Source organism: Nocardioides sp. NPDC023903 (assembly GCF_040639295.1).
In the GTDB taxonomy this organism is placed as follows: Bacteria; Actinomycetota; Actinomycetes; order Propionibacteriales; family Nocardioidaceae; genus Nocardioides.
Genome location: NZ_JBEZZS010000042.1, coordinates 31,060 through 45,419, shown reverse-complemented (window position 1 = coordinate 45,419; position 14,360 = coordinate 31,060). Strand labels below are relative to the sequence as shown.

Sequence of the window (14,360 nt, the reverse complement as noted above, 5' to 3'; positions counted from 1 at the left end):
CCGATCGCCTAGTGGAATAGTTGACCGACCGTCTATGTTCCATCGCCATGAGCACACGAAAGGTCGCCGTCATCACCGGCGCTTCTCAAGGAATCTTCGGCCAGCCCCGCGACGGCTGCCAACCCGGTCACCCCGGGCAATTTCACCGGCTTCGGCTTCGACCAGTGCCAGGCACCGTCACAGACCGCGATGGACCAGTGGTGGAAGGCCTCGAACTTCACCGGCGTCGGCATCTACATCTCCGGCAGGTCACGTGCCTGCCGCACCCAGACGCACCTCTCGGCAACCTGGGTGCGCAACCAGCAGGCGCGTGGCTGGCGGCTGCTGCCGATCACGCTCGGCCCGCAGGCGTCGTGCAACCCGCGCTACCCGCGCTATGGCGACGACCCGCGGATCAATCCCGACCCGGCCGACGGTTATGCGGCGGCGAGGCGCCAGGCGATCAACGAGGCCAACACGGCGGTCACCGCGGCCAAGGGCTACGGGATCGCGGCCGGCAGCACGATGTTCTACGACCTCGAGGCCTTCGATCTCGCCAACCGAGCCTGCCGCGAGTCGGCGATGTGGTTCATCTCCGCGTGGAGCTACCGGATCAAGGTGCTCGGCTACCGCTCGGCGATGTACTCCAGCGCGGCGTCGGGGATCAAGGCGATCTACGACGTCTGGCGAGCCCAGCCGAGCGGGTTCACCTACCCCGCCGATCTGTGGATCGCCGACTGGGACGGCCGCGCGAACACCTCGACGACGTACATCCCGGACACGGTGTGGAGCGACCACGATCGCGTCAAGCAGTATCGCGGCGGCCACGACGAGACCCACGGTGGCGTCACGATCAACATCGACTCCGACTATCTCGACGTCGGCCGCGGCTCCTACGCCCCGGCGGTGATCCGGTGCGGTGGCGTACGCGTCGACTTCGACTACTACCCCGACCTCAAGCCGGCGACGACGACCTACACACCACCGGCGGCGTACGTGAAGGCGCTCAAGTGCATGCTCAGCACCCGCGGCACCTTCGACGGCGTGATGAGCGGGACGTACGGCTCCGGGCTACGGGCCGCGGTCCACGACTGGCAGCGCACGCACGGGTTGGCGGTGCGCGACCTGTGGACCAGGGGCGCCTGGAAGACCCTGTGGGCCGCCAACCGGCACCCGATCCTGAAGCGCGGCTCCGCCGGCGACCAGGTCCGCGACCTCCAGCGCGCCCTCAACTCCACCACCCGCACCGAGGAGCGGGTCAAGGTCACCGGGGTGCTCGACTGGACAACCCACGTCGGCCTGGTCGCCTATCAGCGGCGGCTCGGGCGTACGACCAACGGCATGGCGACGGCCATCACCTGGTACGACCTCGCCCACGCGCGCTGAGAGGCGAGAGGTCAGGCGAAGGCCTTCTCAGCCAGTGAGGTGAAGAAGCCGAGTCCGTCCGTGCCGGAGCCGGTAAGCGTCTCCACGGCGTGCTCGGGATGGGGCATCAGGCCGACGACGTTGCCGGCCTCGTTGGTGATGCCGGCGATGTCGTTGACCGATCCGTTGGGGTTCACGTCGAGGTAGCGCGCGACGACGCGGCCCTCGCCCTCGAGCCGCTTGATGGTGTCGGCGTCGGCGACATACTGCCCCTCGCCGTTCTTCAGCGGGACCACGATCTCCTGGTTCTGGGTGAACGCGGAGGTCCAGGCGGTCGAGGTGTTCTCGATGCGCAGTTTCTGGTCGCGGCAGATGAACTTGAGGTGGTCGTTGCGCAGCAGGCCGCCGGGCAGCAGGTGGGACTCGACGAGCATCTGGAAGCCGTTGCAGATGCCGAGCACCGGCAGGCCCTTCTGGGCGCCCTCGATGACCTCGGTCATGATCGGCGCGAAGCGGGAGATGGCACCGCAGCGCAGGTAGTCGCCGTAGGAGAAGCCGCCCGGCAGGATCACCGCGTCGACGCCCTGCAGGTCGTGGTCGCCGTGCCACAGCGCGACGGCCTCGTTGCCGCCGACACGGACGGCGCGCTGCGCGTCGACGTCGTCGAGCGTGCCCGGGAAGGTGATGACGCCGATCTTCACAGGGCCTTCTCCTGGGCTGGCTCTTCCACGCGCACGACGTAGTTCTCGATCACCGTGTTGGCCAGGAAGGTCTCGGCCAGCTTCTCGATCTGGGCGAGCGCGTCGTCGGTGACCTCGGGGATCTCCAGCTCGAACCGCTTGCCCTGACGGACCTCGGTGACCCCGGTGAACCCGAGCCGCGGCAGGGCGCCGAGTACGGCTTTCCCCTGCGGGTCGAGAATCTCGGGCTTGGGCATGACGTCGACGACAACGCGAGGCATGGCTGCAGTCTAGGTGGGCCATACGCCGCTCACCTAAACCGTTGGCACCCTGCCCGAGCCAGTCTTTACGATCGCTCCTCGTGCGCCATCTGCTGATCGACATCACCCCGCTGCGTACGTCTCCCGCTTTCCGGCGCTTCTTCATCGGGCGGGCGGTGTCGGGGCTCGGTGGACAGATCTCGGTGGTCGCGGTGATGTACCAGGTCTGGGAGGCGACCCACAGCCCGTTCTGGTCCGGCAGCGTCGCGCTCGCGCAGCTCGTCCCGATGCTCACGATCGGGCTCTGGGGCGGCGCCGTGGCGGACCGCGCGGACCGGCGCTCGATCCTGCTGATCACCAACCTCACCCAGCTCGTGCTGGCGCTGCTGCTGATGGCGCAGGCACTCTGGCTGGGCACCTCGCCGTCCTCGCTCGGACTCGTCCTCATGCTGGTAGCGCTCATGGCCGCCGCCGGCGCGGTCGCCGCCCCTGCCGGCATGGGCGTGATCCCTCGCCTGCTCACCACCGACCAGGTCGCCGCCGGGCTCGCCCTCAACCGGCTCAGCTTCCAGGGATCGATGCTCCTCGGCCCGGCGCTGGGCGGGCTGATCATCGGCTACGCCGGTCTCGAGATCGCGTACGCCGTCGATGCGGCCTCCTTCGCCGCCGGATTCCTCGGGGTCGTCGGCCTCCCGGCTCTCGCGCCTGCGACCCGGACGAGCGGCGGCGGAGTGCTCGAGGGCCTGCGCTTCGCGGCCACCCAGCCGGTCGTACGCGGCGTGCTCCTCGTCGACCTGGCGGCCACCGTCCTGGCCATGCCGGTCAGCCTGTTTCCGCTGGTCAACGAGACCCGGTTCGGCGGCGACCCACGCACCCTCGGGCTGTTCCTGACCGCGATCGCCGTCGGCGGCGTAGCGGCCTCTCTCTTCTCCGGTTCGTTCACCAGACGCAGCCGGCCCGGCGTGATCACGATCGGCGCCGCTGCCGTATGGGGCGCCAGCCTCGGCGCCGTCGGGCTGGTCACCTCACCCTGGCTGTGCCTCGCCCTGCTCGCCGTCGCCGGGGCGGCCGACTCGGTCAGCGTGGTCACCCGCGGCACCCTGATCCAGCTCGCCGTGCCCGACGACCTGCGCGGCCGGACCGCCGCGATCGAGATGATCGTCGGCGCCGGTGGGCCGGAGGTCGGCAACCTTCGCGGCGGCGCCGTCGCCCAGCTCACCTCAGGCTCGTTCGCCCTGGTCAGCGGCGGCATCACCTGCCTGCTCGCCCTGGCCGCCGTCGGCGCGACCTCCCGACCGATGCTCGCCTTCCGGACCGGCGAACTAACGCTTGAGCGCCCGTAACAGCTGAGTCACCGCTTGCTGTGCGAGCAGCCGCGATCCTCCCCCGGCGACCAGAGCCTGCACGATCTCGTAGTGAGTCGTCAGCTCGGTCGGGCGGGCGTCGGGCCGCAGAAGACCGGCACCCGAAGCCTGCAGGAAGGCCTTCTCGGCAACGGCGATCACGCGGGCACGCCATCGTGTGGCCACCTCGACCTGCTCGCCGGTGGAGACGCAACGGGCATCGGCCTGGGCATTGGCGAGGATCCGCAGGATGGTCCCCAATCGATCCAGCGGATCCTGGATCCGTTCGGCCTTGACGATCTCCGTCCACAGCAACGCGGCGCTGCGGTCGGCCACGGCCTGTTCCATCTGCCGCCGGTCGCCTAGGTGACGTTTCACCGTCGCCGCACCGAGCCCGACCCCTGTGGCGACACGAGGGATGGTCACTCGCTCGCCCAGCAGCGCGAGTCGGCGGGCCTCCTCGATGACGATGGCCCGGTTGCGGCGCGCGTCGACGCGCCTGATCTGACCTGGCTCGCGCCCGGACTGGCTCACTTCGCTCCTATCGGGAGTCGCCGCCGAAGGATCTCCCGTTCTCCGGATGCAACCACTCCCGCAGCGGGATCCTTCCCGGTGCCTATCGCCTCGAAAGGCAACACCATGCGTACCGTCCGATTTCATAGCTACGGCGGGCCTGACGTGCTCGTCGTCGACGATGTCCCCATCATCGACCCGGCCCCGGGACAGGTCCTTGTCCACGTAGCAGCGGCAGGGGTCGCTGGCGGAGAACCGGCCATCCGCGCCGGGCGTTATCGCCTCGTCATGCGCCGACCGCTTCCTTCGGGGACCGGGGTCGACTTCTCCGGTACGGTCGCGCAGATCGGTGCCGGCGTGGACCACGTCACGGTCGGTGAACACGTCTGGGGAGTCATGCCCCACGGCACCTTCGGGGCGGCCGCCGAGCAGCTGATCGTGCCGGTCGAGCGGTTGACGCGAGCGCCGTCGAGCATCGACCTCGTCGATGCCGCAGCACTGCCGGCGGCGGGCACGACCGCCCTTCGCGCGCTCGAGGGCGTGCAGCCAGGTGCGGCACTCCTGGTCCGCGGGGCCGCGGGAGGTGTCGGCAACGTCGTCCTGCAGCTTGCCAGCGCGCGGGGCGCCCACGTCACAACTCTTGCGAACGCGCGCGATGCCGACTGGCTCCGCACCTTGGGCGCGGACGAAACGGTGGACTACCGGACGACGAGAATTCGGGACCTGCCTCGGTTCGACAGGATCATCGACCTCGTCGGGACCGAGCTTCCGACGTTGCGGCGCCGGTTGCGGGCCGGCGGCACTCTCGTGGCTTTGGCCCTCGATGCGAGCAAACCACTACGGACGCTCGCGACGATCCTCGGCGGGAGGTACGGGTCCAGACGGATCGTGGCATTCAGCAACAACCCGTCAACCGACGATCTGAGACGCCTCACCCGGCAGGTGGACGCAGGCCACCTGCAACCGGTCGTGGCGGGCCGACGCCCACTCGAGGGCGCGGCTGACGCGCACCGCGACCTCGAGCGCGGCGGAGTGCGCGGGAGAATCCTCCTCATCCCGGCCTGACTCGAAGATCGCAGTCACCGAGTGACTGCGATCTTCGAGCTCATGGAGCAGAGTCCGCCGGGCACGCCGAGCAGGGCGCCACCTCGCCTGACCAGCCACCACGCCTGAGCAGCTCGCCGATGCGAGCAGCCGTCCGGCACGGGTCGCCGAGCACCTGGCCATAGGTCAGCCGAACGGTCCGAAGGTTGCGGGCGACGGTGGCGTCCAGGTCGCGAGCATGGTCGGCATCCCGGGCGGCAGCGCTGCCATGGAATGCGCGGCCGTCGAGCTCCACTACCAGGCCGTACGCCGCATAGATGACGTCCCGCTCGACGGTGGCCCCCGCGATCGAGTCGGCGACCTGTCGCTCGCCTGCGGGCAGGCCATGGGCGCGCTCGACGCGGCGGAGGTACTCGCGTTCGAGCACCGAGCACGCGCCGTCGTTGAGATCCTCGAGCAGTTCACCGAGGAGGCGCCGGTCGCGCATCCGAGGGCGACGGCGCAACGCTTCGACCAGTGCGGCGGCCCGCACGGCCTTGGCCTGGACGAGGTCGGCGAGCAGTGCGAACGCCTGGTTGACACCACCCGCCTCCGCGGCCGCGTCGATGGCTGCTTCCGCGAGGAGCTGCCGGGGCGGGTAGGCGGACCAGTCGACGTATCCGTCGAATCGTGCGCGACGGCGAACGATCACGCCGGCCGGCGCGCTGATCGTTCGGCTCATCGGGATCATCACCTCGATCGGCGCACGCTCCTGCGCCTTCGGCAGCGCCGACCTCCCGCTCAGTGCCGCCGGCCAGCACGCCAGCACCGCCGCCCACGCACGCTGACCCCAGGTAGGAATGCCGGTATGACCGACGTAGACCCCCGGATGGATCGCGGTGAGCTCACGGTTTCGTACGAGGCGCCGGATGTCGTGGTCCTGCGCATGCAGGTCACGCAGCTGTCGCCGCGAGATGACACCGCCCTGGATCTCGTCACGCAGTCGCACCATGCCGTCATGGTCGAACGGCTGCTTCGCGTCCCCCGAGTGCTCCACGAAACCGTTCTACCCCAGATCAGGCCCTCGTAAACTCGAAGATCGCAGCCACCGGGTGACTGCGATCTTCGAGCTACGGCTGCTGTCGGCGTACGGAATGTCCTACTTGAGCTCGCGCTTGAGGATCTTGCCGGTGGCGGTCATGGGGAGGGCGTCGACGATCTCGACGATGCGCGGGTACTTGTAGGCCGCCATCTGCTCCTTGCTCCAGGCGACGATCTCCTCGGAGGTCGCGGAGGCGCCGGGCTTGAGCACGAGGACCGCCTTGATCTCCTCACCGTGGGAGTCGTGCGGGACGCCGATCACGGCGGCCAGGGAGACGGCCGGGTGGGTGAGCAGGACCTCTTCGATCTCGCGCGGGTAGACGTTGAAGCCGCCGCGGATGATGAGCTCCTTGGCGCGGTCGACGATGTAGTACCAGCCGTCCTCGTCGCGCTTGGCGAGGTCGCCCGACCGGAACCAGCCCTCCGAGGTGAGCACCTCGGAGGTGGCCTCGGGGCGGTTGTAGTAGCCCTTGAAGATGTTGTGGCCCTTGATCGCGATCTCGCCGATCGCGTCGGGGGTCCACTCGATGTCGTCCCACGACGCCGGGTCGATCAGGCGCATCTCGACACCGGGGATCGGGACGCCGATCGAGCCCGGACGCACCGGCTGGCCGTAGAGCGAGAACGACGCCACCGGGGAGGTCTCGGAGAGGCCGTAGCCCTCGAGGATGGTGACCCCGAAGCGCTTCTCGAACTCCTTGTGGATCTCGACCGGGAGGGCCGAGCCACCGGCGGCGGCGACACGCAGGTTCTTGGCGAGGGTGTCCACGTCGGTGTCCTCGGCGAGGGCACCGAGCAGGCCCCAGTACATCGTCGGCACACCGGCGAAGAACGTGACGCTCTCCTTGAGCATCGTCGCCAGCGCGGCCGCGGCGTCGAAGCGCGGCAGCAGCACGACGGTGCCACCGAAGGCGATCGCGCCGTTCTGCACCACGGTCTGGCCGAAGGCGTGGAAGAGGGGCAGCACGGCGAGGTAGGTGTCGGGCCGCTCGGCCGAGGCACCGAAGAGGTCCGCGCCGGCCAGCGCGTTGTCGCGCATGTTGCGGTGACGCAGCTCGGCGCCCTTGGGCTGCCCGGTGGTGCCGGAGGTGTAGAGGATGACCGCGGTGTCGTCCTCGTCGGTGGCCACGGTGTCGAAGGTCGGCGGCTGGGTCCCGATGCCCTGGCCGAGCGTGGTCACGCCCTCGATCGGCGACACGGCGGTCGGGTCGGCGGTGATCAGGAAGAGGTTCTCGACCCCGGCCTCCTGCGCACCGGCGTGCGCCTCGGCGCCGATGGCGAGCTCCGGCGTGCCCTCGAAGGCGAAGAGCGCCTTCGCGTCGGAGTCCTTGAGGTGGTAGGCCACCTCGCGCCCCTTGAGCAGCACGTTGAGCGGCACGACGGTGGCGCCGGCCTTGAGGATGCCGAAGTAGACCATCGTGAAGTAGGGCAGGTTCGGGCTCATCAGGGCGACCCGGTCGCCCGCACCGATGCCCTTGCTCGCCAGCAGGTTCGCGACCTGGTTGGCGGCACCGTTGATCTGGGCGTAGTTCAGACGGATGTCTCCCAGCACGATCGCTGTGCGCTCGGGATAGTTCGCCGCGGAGTCTTCGAGCAGCGAAGCGAGGTTGTACGTGGACACATGGCCTCCAGTGGTGTGCGTGTTACGCGTCACAACCTACCCGTGCGTAGCTTCCCGCGGAACACGGTCTCGGTTTTTACTGCGACACGTGTCCCTGAAACTTTGCCCGGAGTTCGATCAGAAGCGGTGGCCGGTGAGCTTCTCGTACGCCTCGACGTACTTCGCCCGCGTGCGCGCGACGATCTCCTCGGGCAGCTCCGGTGGCGGACCACCGGCGGCGCGGTCCCAGCCGGAGTCGGGCGAGAGCAGCCAGCGCCGGATCACGTCCTTGTCGAAGCTGGGGATCGCGGCGCCGGGGTGCCACTGGCTCGCGTCCCAGTAGCGGGAGGAATCCGGGGTGAGCACCTCGTCGGCGAGAACGATGGTGCGGATGCCCAGGTCGTCCTGGCGTACGCCGAACTCGAACTTCGTGTCGGCCAGGATGAGGCCGCAGCCGCGGGCGATCTCGTCGGCGCGCTGGTAGACCGCCAGGGTGAGCCGGCGGACCGCGGCGGCGTCGTCCTCGCCGATCAGCTTGGAGATGTATTCGTAGTTGACGTTCTCGTCGTGGTCGCCGAGCTCTGCCTTCGTGGCCGGGGTGAAGATCGGCGGGGTGAGCCGGGAGCCGTCGACCAGGCCGGCCGGGAGCCGGATGCCGCAGACCTCGCCGGTGGCGTCGTACTCACGCAGGCCCGAGCCGGTCAAGTAGCCGCGCGCGACACACTCGACGGGCAGCATGTGGAGCTTCTGCGCGACCACCGCCCGACCGGCCACCGACTCCGGGACGTCGGTCGAGAGCACATGGGTCGGCACCAGGTCCTCGAACTGCTCGAACCACCACAGCGACAGCCGGGTGAGGATCTCGCCCTTGTCCGGGATGACCGTGTCGAAGACGTGGTCGAAAGCCGAGATGCGGTCGCTGGCGACCATCAGGAGCTGGCCGGCGTACGGACCTTCCTCCAGCTCGTAGAGGTCGCGCACCTTGCCGGAGTGGAGGTGCTTCGCGCCCGGGATCGCCGGCGCCGGCGGGATGTTGAGTTCAGCCACGGGATCAGCCTAAGAGATAGTGCCCCCGAACCGTTTCTCGCTTAAGTAGACTGTTTCGAGCGATTTAAGCGGAAGGGCCGCCCATGGAGCGACGACCACAGCCAGACTTCTTGATCATCGGGGCACCGAAGGCCGGGACCACGGCACTGCACTCGGCACTGGCGAGGCACCCGCAGGTGTTCGCCACGACACCGAAGGAGCCGAAGTACTGGCTCTGCGACGACGCTCCGCCGCCGCACTGGCGCGGCCCCGGCGACAAGCACTCCCAGCAGGAGTGGGTCTGGCGGCGTACGGACTACGACCGGCTCTTCGCCGCCGCCCCCGAGCACGCGATCAGGGGCGAGAGCACGCCGTTCTACCTCTACTCCACCAGCGCCCAGCGGCGGATCGCCCAGGAGCTGCCGGACGTGAAGCTGATCGCCCTCGTGCGCGACCCGATCGACCGCGCCTACTCCAACTGGATGCACCTGTGGTGCGACGGCCTGGAGCCCGTCGCTGACTTCCCCACGGCGTTCCGGCTCCAGGACCGGCGCGCCCACGACGGCTGGGCGCCGTTCTGGCGCTACCGCGAGCTCGGGCTCTACGGCCAGCAGCTCGACCACCTCTACGGATTGGTCGGCGAGGACCGCGTGCTGGTGGTGCGCTACCGCGACATCGTCGACGAGCCCGCCATGACGGTCGATCGCGCCTGCCGCTTCCTCGGCATCGAGCAGGGCCATGTCGGCCACATCCCGAAAGACAACAGCAGGACGTACGTCGAACCCGGCTGGCGCCCGAAGGTGGTCGGGCCTGTGGTCAGGGGCGGTGCCTGGCTCGCCCAGTTCGTGCCGCCGGAGGTCTGGCGCAAGAGCTATCCGCCGTTGCTGCGCCAGCTCGCGGGACCGGGCGACCACCACCGGCCGCGGCTGACCCCGGAGCAGCGCGAGCAGCTCCTGCCCGCCTTCGCCGAGGACATCGAGCTGCTCACCAAGGTGAGCGGCCAGGACTTCTCCGACTGGCTCTCCACCTCGAGCCGGGGATCGTTCCAGGAGCGCGCGAGACTCGCGGAGAACCTCAGCGAACCAGCGTGACCAGGTCGTGGGCGCCGTCCTCACGGGCGGCCTCCACGTAGTAGCGGATCCGGCCGTCGGGCAGCGGCACCGCGCTGGCGTAGCGGAAGGCGCCGTCGGAGTGAGGGCTGGTGACCGGTGCCGCGTCAGGGTCGGCGACCAGACGGGTGCCGTCCCAGCGGGCGACGCCGGTGGTCTCGTACCAGTTGGACTCGGCGTCGGCGCGGCCGTCGTAGAGGACGACGAGCGGGTCGTGGGAGACGACCGTGGTGACCCGGGCCCCGCGGGCGTCCCAGCGGCCCGGCCGTCCGGCGAGGACCTCACCGTCGTCGTGCCACTCCAGGCCGTCGGTGGAGGTGAGGTAGCGGGTCGTCATCCGGTCCTCGTGGCCCGGCTCGGTGAGCGGGTGGCAGCACAGCCACATCTGCCAGGTCTGGGTCACCGGGTCGATCGCGATCACCGGGTCCTTGACCGCGACGGCGTCACTGCCGGGGTGGACGACCTGGCGGTGGCCGTCCGGGAGCCCCTCGACGGTGTCGGCGGTGAGGCTGTCGACCCACCAGTGCTTGGAGTCCCAGGTGGCGCAGGAGAGGTAGAGCCGCCAGCCGCCCTCGGGCAGTGGCACCAGCACCGGCCGCTCCAGCGACTCGCAGCCGAACTGGTCGCGATGGACCTCGGTCACCGTCTCGAACCGCACCCCGTCGGTCGACCGGGCGACGCTGACCGTCACCCCGCGCCCGTCCGAGAGCGGCCGCCGGTTGCGCCAGGTCAGCCAGAAGACCCCGTCGACCAGGACCGCGCTCGAGGCGCCGGCCCAGTTGCCCGGGCCCTCGCCGGGCGCCGGGATCACGAGCTCGGCACCGTCGTAGGACGGGAGGGACGGAAGCAAACCGGTGGTCATGGAGGCATCTTAGTCAAGTCACTCACTCGACTAAATATCCGCCGCGCGGCGACGCGCGTTGTGGCATGGTTTCGAGCCATGGCCGAGACAGCTGATCAGATCTATGCCCGCGTCCAGGCCGGCGGTGACCTGCCCGCACCGAGCGTGACCGAGTGGGACGTCTTCCCGTGGGTCGTACGCGACGGCGAGATCGCCCCCAAGCCGCTCGCTCCCCCGGCTCCCGAGGAGCCCCGCAGCGGCGAGGGCGGGGTGGACTGCAACCTGTGCGGCACCGACCTGCCGGGCGTGATCTGGCAGGACGAGAGCTGGCGGGTGAAGCACCTGGAGCAGTCCGGGCTGCCGCTGGTGCTGATCCTCGAGCCGCTCGAGCACTACGACCTGCCCGACCTCGACGAGCATCAGGCGGCCGAGTTCGGGATCCTCACCGTGCGGCTCGCCAGGATCGTGGAGAGCCTGCCCAACATCGCCCGCTGCCACGCGATGCGGATCGGCGACGGTGCCGAGCACCTGCACATGTGGTTCCTGGCCCGCCCGAAGGACCTGCTCTCCGTACGCGGCAGCTTCTCGCCCGACTGGGACGACATCCTCCCGCCCGGCCCCGAGGAGATCTGGCGCGCCGACCTCGCCGAGGTCGCCCGCAAGCTCGCCACCCACGGCGGCGAGGCGCTGGTCTGATGGATCTGACCGACGAGGCAGACGTACGCCGTCTGCTGGACGTGATCGAGCAGGAGATCGTCCCGCTGACCCGTGCCGGCGTGGCCGCGGGCAACAAGATCTTCGGCGCCGCGATCGTGCGCCGCGCGGACCTGTCGACGGTGGTCGCCGAGACCAACAACGAGACCGAGAACCCGCTGTGGCACGGGGAGATCCATGCCATCAAGCGCTTCTTCGAGCTGCCGACCGAGGACCGGCCGGCGCCCGCCGATTGCCTGCTGCTGGCGACCCACGAGCCGTGCTCGCTGTGCCTGTCAGGGATCGCCTGGTCAGGGTTCCCCGAGTTCGCCTATCTCTTCAGCCACCAGGACTCGGCCGACTCCTTCGCGATCCCCTACGACCTGGCGATCCTGAAGGGCGTCTACGCCGTCCCGGACCCCGACCGCGACGAGGTCGCCCCGGGGCGCGACCTCTACAACCGCGCCAACGCCTACTTCGTGAGCACCGGGCTCGCCCCGCTCGCCGACCCCGAGCAGCTCGCCCGGATCACCCGAACCTACGACGAGCTCTCGGCGACGTACCAGGAGAGGAAGGGTGGCGGCGCGATCGCCCACCCCTGACCAGGGCCTGTTCAGTCGCCGCTGCGCCAGCGCAGCAGGCCGGCCATGGCGGAGAGCACCGCGACGGCGGCGCCGTAGACGTACGTCGTGGTCGTGAGGCCGATCTGCGGCGTCAGCAGCCCGGCGATGACGGCCGGGATGCCGAAGGCCAGATAGGACACGATGAAGATCACCGCGAAGACCTCCGCCCGCTCGTGGGCCGGGAGGAGCGGCATGATCGAGCGCAGGATGCCGAAGAAGGCGGTCCCGAAGCCGGAGCCGACGACGACCACCGCGACGAGGTACGCCGCCGCCGAGCCGGTCGGGAGGGCGAGCAGGCTCAGCACCGTGCCGCCGGCCAGCGCGGCCGTGCCGTAGAGCGTCGTCGCCCGGGCCGAGCGGTTCCGGAAGACGTACGCAGCCACCGCACCGGATCCGGCGAGGGCACCGATCGCCAGCCCCTGGAGGACGTGGCTGGTGGCGCCCAGCTCGGTGCGTACGATCGCGGCGCCGAGGGAGAGGAACAGCCCACCGGTCGCCCAGCCCGCGAAGATCGCCGGGGCGCTGCGGGCGAGCAGACCCCGGATGGCCGGCGGCACGGCGATCCGCGGACGCAGCGAGGCGAGCAGTCCCTCGTGACGGGGCGCGGTCTCCGGGACCAGCCACACGCCGGCTGCGAGCAGGAGGGAGAGCACGACGAGGGCGTCGAAGACGATGAGCTGCGCGTCCGCCGCCACCTGCAGGACCACGCCGGCGACGATGGCGCCGATCGCCAGTCCGACCATCGGAGCAACGGCGTTGACGACCGCCGCGGAGCCCGGCCGCGAGGGCCGCTCGAAGTCTGCGATGGCGGCCGACAGGGTCGAGAGCAGCAGACCGCTCGCGACCCCCTGCAGGATCCGCGCCCCGAAGAGGATGGCGGCGGTGTCGGCGCCCTGGAAGAGCGCGAAGCTTGCGGCCAGCAGGAGGAATCCGACGGTCACCACCGGGCGCCGGCCGACGTGATCGGAGACCGAGCCGAAGACGAGCAGCGTGGCCAGCAGCGCGACCGCGTATACGGCGAAGACAGCCGTCATCACCCAGGGCTCGAGCCCGAGGCCCACCTGGAGATCGGGATAGAAGGGCGAGGGCGCACTGGCCCCGGCCATCATCAGCACGACCGCCACTAGGGCCACGCCCGCGCCGAGTCGCCGCCCGGCGACGGCGTCCGTCGTCGTCGTCGCGCTCACCGTTTCTACCGACATCACCACTCCATCCATCGTTCGAATTATTTCGAACCTTTTATGGAGAGTACGTGCCTTCCGCTGACTGTGCAACTATTATCGAACCATGAGTTCTTCCCCAGACCTTCCGCATCCTGATCGGTCGGAGCTCTCACTGACGACCGTGCTCTTCGCGCTCAGTGACCCCGAGCGCCTCGCGATCGCTCGTCAGCTGGTCGACGGGCCTCTCGACATGGCGGAGTGCCACCTGAGCAATCCGGACGTGCCGAAGTCGACGAAGTCGCACCTGATGAAGGTGCTGCGGACGGCGGGCGTGGTCCGCAATGAGGCCAATGGCCGCGCCCGGCGCCTCTCGCTGCGCCGCGAGGATCTCGACGCGCGGTTCCCCGGGCTCCTCGACGCGGTGCTCTCCGCGGAGGACGCCAGCCCGAAGTCTTAGCCTCGGCGCCAGGGTGCCGGTCGGCCGTGCAGGAACCACTCCATGTTGCGGGTGATCCACGGCAGCCCGAAGTACGTCATGAACGGCAGGGTCACGACCATCACGCCCAGCACCTTCAGCGGCAGCGCCCAGTCCACGACGAGCGGCCCGAGCAGCCAGTTGGCGAGCAGGCTGACCGGGTAGAACATCAGGAAGATCGTGATCGTCTGCTTCCACCGCGGCGGGGCGGTCGCAACCCCGGAGACCTGCTCGACGTCGTAGGTGCTCGGCGGGTCGAACCAGCCCTCGATGCCGGTACGCCGCTCGATCCGAGTCTCCTCCACGAACGGCTCGCCCGCGCCCAGCCACCAGCCGCGCTGGCGGCTGTTGTCCCAGCTGCCCAGGGTCTCGTGAGAGTCGAAGCGGTAGAGCAGGTGCCACTGGTCGGAGTCCGGCGCCGGCCGCACCCAGCCCGCTCCGAGGAACCCCGGGAACTCGCTGGCCAGCCGGATCCCCGCCTGCATCCAGGCGACCATCTCGTCGCGGCGCTCCACGGAGACTCGACGGGCGATGGTCACGGTTACCGGCTCGGACATGCCGTCCAT

General features: G+C 69.7%; 16 protein-coding genes. 7 read left to right on the top strand and 9 right to left on the bottom strand.

The features are described from left to right. Window positions 1-189 precede the first annotated feature (189 nt). The gene (locus tag AB0F44_RS27020; RefSeq protein ID WP_357359988.1) at window positions 190-1,365 is read left to right on the top strand and encodes a glycoside hydrolase domain-containing protein; all 1,176 of its coding nucleotides are present in this window, start codon (window positions 190-192) and stop codon (window positions 1,363-1,365) included. Between the two features lie 11 nt (window positions 1,366-1,376). Here AB0F44_RS27020 and purQ read toward each other — a convergent pair whose 3' ends face one another. Together purQ and purS are read right to left on the bottom strand one after the other, a co-directional pair. Then, complete coding sequence (purQ, locus tag AB0F44_RS27015) at window positions 1,377-2,045, bottom strand: phosphoribosylformylglycinamidine synthase subunit PurQ (RefSeq protein ID WP_357359986.1); 669 nt, start codon at window positions 2,043-2,045, stop codon at window positions 1,377-1,379. Continuing rightward, complete coding sequence (gene purS / locus AB0F44_RS27010; protein ID WP_357359984.1) at window positions 2,042-2,305, bottom strand: phosphoribosylformylglycinamidine synthase subunit PurS; 264 nt, start codon at window positions 2,303-2,305, stop codon at window positions 2,042-2,044. The genes purQ and purS overlap by 4 nt, the downstream gene beginning before the upstream one ends. Before the next feature lie 80 nt (window positions 2,306-2,385). On the opposite strand from purS, the gene AB0F44_RS27005 reads away from it, so the two are divergent. After that, window positions 2,386-3,627 (top strand): MFS transporter, encoded by a 1,242-nt coding sequence (locus AB0F44_RS27005; protein WP_357359982.1) that lies wholly within the window; start codon window positions 2,386-2,388, stop codon window positions 3,625-3,627. Here the strand turns inward: AB0F44_RS27005 and AB0F44_RS27000 are convergent. Then, on the bottom strand, window positions 3,607-4,161 hold the full coding sequence (locus AB0F44_RS27000) for a hypothetical protein (RefSeq protein WP_357359980.1): 555 nt from the start codon (window positions 4,159-4,161) through the stop codon (window positions 3,607-3,609). The genes AB0F44_RS27005 and AB0F44_RS27000 overlap by 21 nt on opposite strands. A 105-nt stretch (window positions 4,162-4,266) precedes the next feature. On the opposite strand from AB0F44_RS27000, the gene AB0F44_RS26995 reads away from it, so the two are divergent. Then, the gene (locus AB0F44_RS26995) at window positions 4,267-5,205 is read left to right on the top strand and encodes an NADP-dependent oxidoreductase (protein ID WP_357359978.1); all 939 of its coding nucleotides are present in this window, start codon (window positions 4,267-4,269) and stop codon (window positions 5,203-5,205) included. Window positions 5,206-5,245: 40 nt separating this feature from the next. Here the strand turns inward: AB0F44_RS26995 and AB0F44_RS26990 are convergent, their stop codons facing one another. From AB0F44_RS26990 to AB0F44_RS26980, 3 genes are all read right to left on the bottom strand, one after another. After that, window positions 5,246-6,220, bottom strand: a complete 975-nt coding sequence (locus AB0F44_RS26990) for a hypothetical protein (protein ID WP_357359976.1) — start codon at window positions 6,218-6,220, stop codon at window positions 5,246-5,248. Between the two features lie 102 nt (window positions 6,221-6,322). Beyond that, entirely contained in the window at window positions 6,323-7,885 is a 1,563-nt protein-coding gene (locus tag AB0F44_RS26985; protein WP_357359974.1) for a long-chain fatty acid--CoA ligase, read from the bottom strand. Window positions 7,886-8,002: 117 nt separating this feature from the next. Then, window positions 8,003-8,911: a phosphoribosylaminoimidazolesuccinocarboxamide synthase gene (locus tag AB0F44_RS26980; RefSeq protein WP_357359972.1), complete on the bottom strand. Its 909-nt coding sequence runs from the start codon at window positions 8,909-8,911 to the stop codon at window positions 8,003-8,005. A gap of 83 nt (window positions 8,912-8,994) precedes the next feature. Here AB0F44_RS26980 and AB0F44_RS26975 point away from each other — a divergent pair, with 83 nt between their 5' ends. Next, a complete protein-coding gene (locus AB0F44_RS26975) occupies window positions 8,995-9,981 on the top strand; it encodes a sulfotransferase (RefSeq protein WP_357359970.1) in 987 nt (328 codons plus the stop codon). Here the strand turns inward: AB0F44_RS26975 and AB0F44_RS26970 are convergent. Further along, window positions 9,965-10,861 (bottom strand): hypothetical protein, encoded by an 897-nt coding sequence (locus tag AB0F44_RS26970; protein WP_357359968.1) that lies wholly within the window; start codon window positions 10,859-10,861, stop codon window positions 9,965-9,967. The two genes, AB0F44_RS26975 and AB0F44_RS26970, sit on opposite strands and share 17 nt — an antisense overlap. A 78-nt stretch (window positions 10,862-10,939) precedes the next feature. On the opposite strand from AB0F44_RS26970, the gene AB0F44_RS26965 reads away from it, so the two are divergent. Beyond that, the gene (locus tag AB0F44_RS26965; protein WP_357359966.1) at window positions 10,940-11,536 is read left to right on the top strand and encodes a hypothetical protein; all 597 of its coding nucleotides are present in this window, start codon (window positions 10,940-10,942) and stop codon (window positions 11,534-11,536) included. Then, window positions 11,536-12,135 (top strand): nucleoside deaminase, encoded by a 600-nt coding sequence (locus AB0F44_RS26960; protein ID WP_357359964.1) that lies wholly within the window; start codon window positions 11,536-11,538, stop codon window positions 12,133-12,135. The genes AB0F44_RS26965 and AB0F44_RS26960 overlap by 1 nt, the downstream gene beginning before the upstream one ends. An 11-nt stretch (window positions 12,136-12,146) precedes the next feature. On the opposite strand, the gene AB0F44_RS26955 is transcribed toward AB0F44_RS26960, so the two are convergent. Next, the gene (locus AB0F44_RS26955) at window positions 12,147-13,358 is read right to left on the bottom strand and encodes an MFS transporter (protein WP_357359963.1); all 1,212 of its coding nucleotides are present in this window, start codon (window positions 13,356-13,358) and stop codon (window positions 12,147-12,149) included. Between the two features lie 85 nt (window positions 13,359-13,443). Between AB0F44_RS26955 and AB0F44_RS26950 the strand changes: the two genes are divergently transcribed. Next, on the top strand, window positions 13,444-13,776 hold the full coding sequence (locus AB0F44_RS26950) for a transcriptional regulator (protein ID WP_357359961.1): 333 nt from the start codon (window positions 13,444-13,446) through the stop codon (window positions 13,774-13,776). Here AB0F44_RS26950 and AB0F44_RS26945 read toward each other — a convergent pair. Further along, window positions 13,773-14,351 carry an antibiotic biosynthesis monooxygenase gene (locus AB0F44_RS26945; RefSeq protein WP_357359960.1) on the bottom strand — a complete coding sequence of 193 codons (579 nt, stop codon included), beginning with the start codon at window positions 14,349-14,351 and terminating at the stop codon, window positions 13,773-13,775. The two genes, AB0F44_RS26950 and AB0F44_RS26945, sit on opposite strands and share 4 nt — an antisense overlap. Window positions 14,352-14,360 lie beyond the last annotated feature (9 nt).